At 43.4% G+C, this 10128-nt stretch carries 6 protein-coding genes; all 6 read left to right on the forward strand.

Translation table 11 applies throughout. The features are described 5' to 3' along the window. The coding region (locus QME03_RS10125; RefSeq protein WP_281724288.1) for a T9SS type A sorting domain-containing protein at positions 1–354 on the forward strand (354 nt) is incomplete at its 5' end. A 109-nt stretch (positions 355–463) separates the two neighbouring features. Continuing rightward, positions 464–6847 carry an RHS repeat-associated core domain-containing protein gene (locus tag QME03_RS10130; RefSeq protein ID WP_281724289.1) on the forward strand — a complete coding sequence of 2128 codons (6384 nt, stop codon included), beginning with the start codon at positions 464–466 and terminating at the stop codon, positions 6845–6847. A gap of 114 nt (positions 6848–6961) precedes the next feature. Further along, positions 6962–7186 carry a hypothetical protein gene (locus QME03_RS10135; RefSeq protein ID WP_146210642.1) on the forward strand — a complete coding sequence of 75 codons (225 nt, stop codon included), beginning with the start codon at positions 6962–6964 and terminating at the stop codon, positions 7184–7186. 56 nt (positions 7187–7242) lie between these two features. Beyond that, entirely contained in the window at positions 7243–7878 is a 636-nt protein-coding gene (locus tag QME03_RS10140; protein ID WP_273148886.1) for a hypothetical protein, read from the forward strand. Between the two features lie 41 nt (positions 7879–7919). Then, complete coding sequence (locus QME03_RS10145) at positions 7920–8633, forward strand: hypothetical protein (RefSeq protein ID WP_273148885.1); 714 nt, start codon at positions 7920–7922, stop codon at positions 8631–8633. A 791-nt stretch (positions 8634–9424) separates the two neighbouring features. Beyond that, positions 9425–9967 (forward strand): hypothetical protein, encoded by a 543-nt coding sequence (locus QME03_RS10150; protein ID WP_273148883.1) that lies wholly within the window; start codon positions 9425–9427, stop codon positions 9965–9967. The last annotated feature ends 161 nt before the right edge of the window (positions 9968–10128 follow it).

A 10128-nucleotide genomic window follows, 5' to 3' on the forward strand; every position in this document is an offset into this window, starting at 1 on the left:
GCATACGATGCCAACGGCAACCGTACCAGCCGCACTGTGGTGCTGCAAACGCATGCTGCAAAACGCATGGTGCAACAAAAAGACACGGCCTTTCTCTATGAACATTTGGCACAACAGCAGTTGCGCATCTATCCCAATCCCGTTAAGGAGGAACTTACCATCGCGCTAGACGCTTTTTCAACAGAACATCAAGGCGAGTTTTCGCTTTATGGCCCAAACGGTGCGCTGCTCGTTAGGCGTGGCATTGCAGGCACCGTTACCAAGGTGAACATGGCGAGTTATGCCAAGGGCGTGTATGTGTTGCACATCCGATTAGACGGCAAAAACACCTCGTGGAAAGTGATTAAGGAATAACTTAAAAACTAGCATTATGAAAACGAATTTACATAAAACACTTTTAACGGGGTTGTTTGGGATATTGTTTTCTGCTGGAGCAAGCGCAGAAACAAGAACAAACAAGATAATGGACAAACAGTCTGTGATTGACTCCATCGTAAAACCCGAGAAGCACTTGGTGATTGAACGTGAAGTGACGCCCAAAGGCGATACCATTTACCGCTACAAGTACCAAGCAGTGGACTTAGGTCCGATTGAAGACAAGGCTCCTACCATATTATATAAGGAAGAGCCGAAACATGCATTGCGCAGCGCGATGCCAGCCTTGCCATCCGTTGCAGAGAAAGGCAACCATTATGTGGGTAAGATTCCATTTAACGAGGGTGTTACGCCAACGGGCGGAAAGACCTACGCCATACCCATTCTTACCGCACCCTGCAAGGGACAAGCGCCACAAGTGGCCATTGCCTACAACAGTCAAGGGGGTAACGGGACGGCTGGTTATGGATGGAACGTTACTGGGGCTTCGGCCATCAATGTTGTGGGGAAGACAATACATTATGACGGGCAAACGGAAGCCGTAGACTTGTCGAAACCTGCTGAGTGCGCGTTTGCGCTCGACGGGGTGAGGTTGGTGCGCAATACTGGTACGCTGACGCAATACGATTACGAAACTTCGCAAGGCTTCGTCTTGGTGAAGAAGCACCTTGCGAACGGGGAAATAGCCTATTTCTCTGTGGCCTATCCCAATGGGAACACAGCCACCTTCGGATTTAAGAACAACACCAAAACGCAACCCGCTTATCCTATAACCGAGATGGTGGACAGAAACGGGTATAAGATAAACTTCGAATACACCGTGTCGGGTAACTGTCATTTCCTCTCTCGCATTGCCTATGGCGGGAGAAGCGAGGCGGAGCATACGGCCGAAATGCTGTTCAACTACGAGGCGCGCAAAGATTTCACCACCGTTTACCTTAGCGGTGTAGCCCTTGCTGCCGACAAGTTGCTCAAAAGTGTCGTGTCGCGCAACAAGGTGGGCAACACCTTTGAGGAACTTTGCACCTATCGGCTGTCGCACGAACTGAAAGACGTTAGCCAGCTTGTGCAAATAGGATGCTCATCTGGAGGAGTGGAGATGGCACCGTTGAAGTTTAAATGCCTGTATTGGCCTGCTAACGCTCCCGATTCATTACGACGTGAATCAGAACTAACCTTAATAACGAGTTACACCGCACCGACCGAAAAACTTAAGCCCATCTATGTTCGTGGGAAATTCATTGACGGACGTTACAATGACGGGTTGATAACCATGCCTGGAGCCTTTAGTACATATACGATGGTTAATAGGCAACACATAGGTTCTGGTATCTATGCCGTACAATATGGCAGTGGCTATCCGGCAGATCAAGACATACTAATTGCGCCTGGCTTATCATTCTACAATATCATACGGAAAATTCAAACAGATCATGGTTTCCAAACCATACAGGCTGCTGACGTGAATGGCGATGGGGTGGACGAAATAGTGAAGGTTAACTTTGGTGGTTATTCAACAATAGACACACAACTATTAATAACCACTTATAAGTGTCGCGACTTTGACACGCCTTCAACCTCCTTTTATGTTGCCGTAAAGGGAGTGGCTTATGATGGTGTTTTTTTTCATAGCCCGATGTCGCGTGTTTACTTCTTTGGCGACTTCCTTGGTTCGGGTAAAGCACAGCTGCTGACCATCTCGCACAATGAAACATTTACGCACGATTATGTAGGCTCGTGGTTCTCGCTTATAGACCTAGATGAAAAGACAAAGATTAGTGAAACAAGGCTTTTCGAATTGGATTTCAATGCGGATGTCTTTCCGATGGATGTAGATGGCGACGGTAAGATGGAGCTTTGCCACAATAGGGGAGATGGGTTGGACGTATATAGTTATTCAACTGCCAAAAAGAGTTTCGAAAAGCTGTTTGACGTTAAAGGTATTAATGCGCCATCCAAACACTCGAATATTTTTGGTGATCTGAATGGGGATGGTAAGATGGACATCATTGTTCCTCCTACGGATTATTCCTACCATGCATACTCCACCAGAGACCTACCTGTTTGGGCTCCGTTCAAATGTCCTGAATGCGATGCAGTTGAACCGATTGTAGACTACGGGGATCCATCGTGTAGCAGTTGCTCCGCGAATCTAGGGAGATATTATTATCAGAGGCCCTACGAGGCAAAATGTAGGGTCTGCAACTCTATGCTATGGGAAGGTTTCAATGAAAAGAGAAAGGAACTGTATTGTCCTACTCATGATTATGTTGTTACTGTAGAGGTAGATTTGGGGTATAGGGATAATGGCAACAAATGGTCAGTCCACCTTTCAACGGGTAAAGGGCTCAAACGCATAGAGATGCCGATAATCAATAGAGAACGGTTTGATCGTTATCTGTTGACCGATGTAAATAATGACGGCTGTGCAGACTTGCTTTGTGTAAGAGACACAGTTGCACGACTGTTTATGAACCACAATGGGGTGATAAGCACTACTGCCCAAAGTTCCATGCCAGTTCCACGTAACATGGAACTTCTCCCTATAAACGTATGCAACCCTTATAGCGTGAGCCATTTGATAACCATAGAGAAAGGAAAATGTATCTGTTACAAATATTCGGGAAACCAAGCTTTGTCTAACTTGTTGAGGGAAGTGACCGATAGTTATGGAATGAAGCATCGCAACACTTACCGCAGTATGACTGATGAGCGTTGTCCCTATAAAGAGTCTAACACGATACGAACTTTCCCTTATTACCACCTCACTGCTCCTATGCTCCTATTGACAGAAGACGAGGTGGTGAATGACGACAAGCCTGTGCACAGAAGAAGATTCAGTTATAAAGGAGCAGTGATGCATCGTACGGGATTAGGTTTCCGCGGTTTTGAGGTAACGAATGTTGAGGATGTAGTAACAAACTCCTTTACTCGTGAGTACCACGACATGGAGAACTTAGGGCTTACCACGCGTATAGAGACGCGGGATCATGAAGTGGATATGGAATATGATAAAGCAGCATTTACACCTAATGGGATCTGCAATCCTGTATTGATATATTCTGCGGAAACTAATAAAATCACGGGTGAAGAAAAACAAACAGAGATATATTATGATTCTTTCAACAATTTGAAAAAGCGGCGTACAGCCTTTGGGGATGGATACGTATACACGGAATTGGTTCAGACCTATCGTAACATCACTACGCCCGAACAGTATCTCGTGGGACTTCCACTTACAAAAACTACGACATCAGGGCGTGATGGCAACACCTGGACAACGCGCGAGGAATACGCCTATAACGCCCAATGGATGCCCGAACGAAGCGTCACTTATACCAACGGCAATAAGACCGACGAAACACGCTGGACGTATGATGCCCACGGAAACGTGACCAGCGAGAAGTCGGCACCGTATAACGTTACCGAACTGTTAGGCAATACCTATACCTACGATGCCATAGGGCGTAACCTCTTGACAAAAACAAATGCCTTGGGGCAGACTACAACCTATGCCGAATACGACAAGTGGGGGCAGGCGCACCGCATAACCGACCATAAGGGCAGGACAATCACCATCGTTACAGATGCGTGGGGCAAACCCGTCTCCACCACTTCGCCCGATGGAATAACGACGACGATAACCTCCGCATGGGGCGGAAAGGGTCTGTACACCATCGCCAAAACCATTACGGGCAAGCCCAAGACCATTGTGCATTACGATGCATTGGAGCGCGAAGTGCGTAAGGGCAACATGCGGTTCGACGGCAAGTGGCAATTCGTGGATAATGCCTACGACTATAAGGGCAGGCTTGCAAAGACATCCTTGCCGTTTAAGGGCGATGCGCCCGCGCTGTGGAACACCTACGAATATGATGATTACGACCGTCTTGTGAAGCAAACGGAAGCTTCGGGGAAAACTACTACGTGGAGTTACGCTGGCCTGAGCGTTACCGAAACGAAGGAAGGCATTGCCTCGACCAAGACAACGGATGCCATTGGCGAACTGATAAAGGTGGAGGACCCTGGCGGAACCATTACCTACACGTTGCGCCCCGACGGACAACCCAGTGCGATAACCGCGCCAGGCAACGTGACAACCACTTTCGAATACGATGGATTCGGTCGCCAAACGGCTATTGTTGACCCGAGCGCAGGCAAACAAACCTTTACGGAAAAGTATGATAACTCAGGTATTTGCACTTCTACCGCAACAGATGCGCGAGGCAAAACTGTAACTACCATAAAAGATAAGTACGGCAGAACCATTCAAATCAACCGCCCCGAGTTCAACGTATCATATACGTATAATAAGGATGGGCAGTTAGAGCGTGAAGAATATTCTGACAGGAGAGCTAAATCTTATAGCTATGATGCTTTAGGGCGAGTTGCCCATTCCTTAGACGATGCGTCTGGTATTGACGTTGGTTTCACATACAAGGATGGAAATGTTGCAAGCATAAAGTACAATTCACTGAGCAACCCTAGTGGTGTAGAAATGAAGGAAACTTATCTCTACACAAACGGGCATAAAACAGAAGTAAAGTTTAATGACCGCCAAAGCGTTTGGAAGCTTATTGAAGAAAACGGCTTAGGCCAGCCCACACAAATTGCCACAGGCTCGCTGGTACGCACTTATAGCTATAGCAACATAGGCTTACCCACAAGGCAAACCGCGGGTAACGTACAAGACATTTCCTATAATTTTGATGTGCAAACGGGCAATTTGCTAAGCCGAACGGACAACAGACGTAATATTACCGAAACATTTGGGTATGATAAACTAAACCGCCTGTGCCAAATCGGAACGCAACAAGTGAAATATGCTGACAATGGCAATGTATTGGAAATGCCAGGAATGGGCCTGATGGGTTATGATAATGCAGCAAAGCCCTATCAGGTTACCGCTTTCACGCCCATTGGGAATAATGTGCCTACCCGTGAACAGCAGATCACCTATAATTCTTTCCAATGTCCTGACAAGATAACAGAGAACGGCTATTCGGCCTCGTTCAGTTATGATGCAGAGGGCGACAGGGCTGAGATGACGATACGTAAGGGTAATGATAAGGTATTAACAAGACAATACATCGATGCAAGATACGAGATAGATAACAGTTTTACGGAACGTTTCTATTTGGGTGGCGATGCCTACGACGCCTTGGCTGTATGCGTCAACGATTTTGGAGTCGACTCAACATACTACATCTTGCGCGACTATTTGGGTAACATCACTCATATAATCAATGAAGACGGCACATTAAGACAAGAGCTGAGCTATGACGCGTGGGGACGTTTACGCAATCCTGACACACATCAGTTATACGCTGTGGGTAAAGAACCTAAACTGCTTTTAGACAGAGGATATACAGGGCATGAATATCTGCCATGGTTCGGCCTTATAAACATGAACGCCCGACTTTATGATCCAGTATTAGGTCGTTTCTTAAGTCCCGACCCATACGTGCAAATGCCTGACTTTACGCAAAACTTCAACAGGTATAGTTATTGTCTGAATAATCCTTTGAAGTATGTGGATAAGGATGGGAAAATTCTTTGGTTTATACCCGTTATAGCTGCTGTTGTTGGCGGTGGAGTTAATCTTGTCGCCAATTGGAATAATATAGAAGGCTTTTGGGATGGACTATCTACTTTTGCCGTTGGAGCCGGAGCTGGTGCAGCAACCGTTTGTACAGCTGGTGCAGGCGCAGGGTTTTGGACAGTTGCAGGAGTTTCAGCAGCAGGTGGTGCAGCAATTGGTGCCAATAACAGTATTGTTGCCCAAACAGGCGCAAACTTTGAAGGGTTTAATCATATTAGTTGGACAGAGTTTGGGCGTAGCACCCTTGTTGGAGGAGTTTCAGGTTTTGCAGGAGGCAGTGTTGGCTATTGGGCTGCTAATTCTTCTGTACTCGTCAATAATCTAAGTAACCCTGTATTACGTACATCCATCGTTGCACCTCTGGCATCGGGTGCTGGCCACGTTGCAGGTGGAACAGCATATGGCTTGCTTGAAGGGCAAAGCTTAGGCATGGCTTTTACCAATTCGTTCTCTGGAATAGGGAAGGACATGCTGATAGGGGGCGCAATTGGCGTTGCGAGTACTATTGGTGTTTCATACGCCAGTGGAATTAACCCGTGGACGGGGGAATTCATCACGCATTCTCCCAATATAAGCCTTGATTTTACTCCTGACCCCAATGGTGATAATATAACTTTATACAGAGGAATAACAGGAAGTGAAAGGCGTGGAGGTCCCTTGTTTATGACTGACAACCCCCAGTATGCTGCCACGTATGTGCAAAATGGAGGGCAGGTTGTCAGAATTGTTATTCCACGTTCTACTCTATTTAACTTGGAGCAAAATCGCTATTTATCATCATATAGGGGAATTCATGGTACATACTATGGTTATGAGTACATGTTTTCCCCTAAGATTGCACCTTACATTATAAAACAATTTAAATATTAAATATATATGAAATTTTGTTGTTTCGCTTTTGAAATGTATTATACGTTAGAGAATCGATGTTGCTACAATATTAGAAAGGTAAAGCTAACGTCTCCCCGCCTGACAGAACACGGCATGATGAAGTATTATAACATACCCTCCTTGCGTGGAACCAGGCACAAGCGAGCGGACATTTGTTTCGTTATGACGATGGGGTATGATACATTTACATTTGACGCACCAACGGTGTTCATTTCGTTCTGTCCATTTTGTGGTGCGAATCTGTACGACTACTATAAGAGTGACGAATACGTGAATGAGATAGAAGGCGAAACCTTTAAGTTCTTTAAGGACCAATGAGGTGTGTAATATGGCAATGTTGTATGCAGACAAATGAGATTAATAAGATGATAGATATGAAACCGATACTTGGATTTATATTTTCAGTTCTCATTTGCTTATGTTTTACCTCGTGTGCGGGCATATTCCGTACAACGTATTACATAACGGAGACGCAAGGATGGAAGACGGCAGACTATAATGGTGTGAACGGCATAGCTTACACCAATGATACCACACCAGATTCGATTATGCTTAATGTGAGAGGACCAGGTACTTCTGCAATTTCCGTGGGGCCAATATTTTTCCCCTTTGCTTTCCCCACATGCCTTCAGTTTTGGGTAAAAGAAGAACCAAAGCTGATAGTGGCCGCAACGCTTTATATGAACCAATCAGGTACAATTTATCCACAAAGCATTCGCTTTACGGATAATGAGGGGAACATGATGACTCCCACGATGATAGAAAGTCTAGATATAGTTCACGAACAAGACATAACAAAGCTAGACTCTACTGCTATCGTGCAGGGCATAAAGACGAGCGGGGCGATAAGGTTGCGTTGGCATTTTAGGGGGAAACAAGCAAGGAAGAAGGAATTTTGTGTATTGATAGATACCCCAACAATTATCGGAAAGGATGGCAAGCCATTGCTTATCTGGTTCAGACGCAAAACGGTGTATGAATATGTTCCGTTGTTTACCCATTGTACTTGATAAAACTTGTGGCTCTTTCTTTTAAGAGGATTAAAGTAAATATGAAAAGGATTTATTTAATTTTTATCATGAGTTGTCTGTTTTTGAGCATTTCAAAAGCACAGACATTAATTGAACAGGTTGAGCGTGCTTACAGCGCGCTTGATTCCACTTCTTACATTGATAATATTGTCTTGTCTTATTCTAAATCGTTAGAAAAAGGACATAAAGAAACATTCAAATTATTAGTGGATATGTGTAGTTCGGGTGTTGACAGCTTAGATGTTGCTCAAAAGCAGCATATAGCCGACAGCGTATACTTAGAATACTTTAAAGATAAAAAAGAACTGGATGCACAAAAAACTAAAAGCTTTGAGAGTGAAATGAAATCTAAAACACCACTCTACGTTTTGAATTTAAAACTGAAAGATAAGCAGACATTGCAAGTAGATACTGGCAGGCTGGCCTTTAATCTTTTTTATTTCGACAAAAGATGTAAAGGACGTTTATACGTATATTGCTATGACGGAAAGTATGGTTGGCATGAGGATGGCTATAGGACTTTTTCAAGACCTCTTGGAAGAAATGCACCAAAAGTTTTTAGGAAAATAATGCGTAAACATCCGAAATATCTGTTGTTCTGCCCAGAATTAGAAGGCATGAATACCATTTTATATGTAATCAACAATGAAGTGTTTATTTACAGAATTGTTGAAATGGAGAAGTATAAATTAGACGACTATATGAAGAATAGGACGGCTATAAGGAATTCATGATGGCCAACTACAAGCTCAATACTCATTTCGGCGCATATCGAAAGATTGGTTGAAAGAGAACAGAAGGCATGAAGTGTTTATCTTGGTTTAGTAACGCAAAGATAATAAACACCTCTCAATTTATAAAACATTAAAAGCCAAGACAACTTCTATGGTAAAAAAAATATTAATATTGGCAATATTGCTACTTGTCTTATCGAGTTGCCGCAACGAAGAGGAGATTTTTCTAGACTTGGATATGACACGGAGGCCATATACAGGCAAAGAATTGCGTACCGATGGTTATTATTATTCGGGCTACATCCATACAAACAAAATGGGCACATTGATGTTGTTTCGTAACGGAGTATGTATGTTTACGTATTTTGATTATAGGTATGGAGACGCTACCCATTATATAGAGAATGACAAATGGGGAAACAAATCTTACATGAATGAGGTACGTAGTAAGCCAGATGGCATTGGGGTGTTCTCCGTCTTACGAAATGTGCTTGAGTGTCAAATCTTCTTTTCAGAAAGTGGGAGGGTAACCCAAAATTGCACAGGTGAAATTCTGAATGATACAACGCTGAGACTTACAAGTTGGCGTTACAATCGATATGGGCACGTAGAAAATATAGATGAGTTGTATTATTTTAAGGCGTTTAACAATAAACCCGATAGTACGTCTAGTTTCATCAAATAACCACACATATAAATGTGGATTGGAGCTTGCATCCGATATACATTATCATATGCTTGCTTAATATCCACATCATACATAGTATATGACATTTATCCATTTCGTTAAAATGAAAAAGATTATTTTAATATTTCCAATAGTGGTCTTACTGTTGGGTTGCAACTTCTTCAATGAGAATGATTCGCTGGAAGGTTTAGGATTAGAACGCCATCCTTATATCGGTAAGGAACTGCGTACAGACGGATATTATCTTGCAACAAAGACCCATAAAAACATGCTAGGATTAATTGTGCTCTATCGAAATGGAGTTTGCCTATGTACATATGTAGAAAACAGCGGTAAAAGCACCAAGCAGTACATAGAAAATGATGTTTTGCAAAACAAATCTTACATGCATCGTTTATGGAGTAAACCCACAGCCATTGGTGTCTTTATGAAAACAAAACGAACCATCGCTTTGCGAACATGGGAATACCAAAACAAACGAAGCACAATTGCTATTGATAATGTTGGCGAGATAATCAATGATACGACGCTACGCATTAACACAATCGCAAGAACCTACGCCGGTATCCAACAGTTTGTATACAATGTTTACCACTTCGTACCCTTTTCCAACAAACCCGACAGCACCACAAGTTTTATAAAATGAAACAAATTTTAACAACAGAAGAATAAAGAGTGAGAGGTGCACTATGAACAATAAATTAAAAATGATTTTGTTGTCGGCCCAAACGTTAATGTTGATGGGCTGCCCGATCTTATTAGTTCGAGAAGTGTTGAAAAACTTGTTAAAAACAATTCTATGCCAAA

Origin of the sequence: Hoylesella shahii, from assembly GCF_937990675.1 — a bacterium.
In the GTDB taxonomy this organism is placed as follows: Bacteria; Bacteroidota; Bacteroidia; order Bacteroidales; family Bacteroidaceae; genus Prevotella; species Prevotella shahii.

What these genes read in the sequence shown, in the direction of transcription:
- QME03_RS10130 (WP_281724289.1), top strand. Translation starts at nt 464, where the DNA reads ATGGACAAACAGTCTGTGATTGACTCCATCGTAAAACCCGAGAAGCAC.
- QME03_RS10135 (WP_146210642.1), top strand. Translation starts at nt 6,962, where the DNA reads ATGATGAAGTATTATAACATACCCTCCTTGCGTGGAACCAGGCACAAG.
- QME03_RS10140 (WP_273148886.1), top strand. Translation starts at nt 7,243, where the DNA reads ATGAAACCGATACTTGGATTTATATTTTCAGTTCTCATTTGCTTATGT.
- QME03_RS10145 (WP_273148885.1), top strand. Translation starts at nt 7,920, where the DNA reads ATGAAAAGGATTTATTTAATTTTTATCATGAGTTGTCTGTTTTTGAGC.
- QME03_RS10150 (WP_273148883.1), top strand. Translation starts at nt 9,425, where the DNA reads ATGAAAAAGATTATTTTAATATTTCCAATAGTGGTCTTACTGTTGGGT.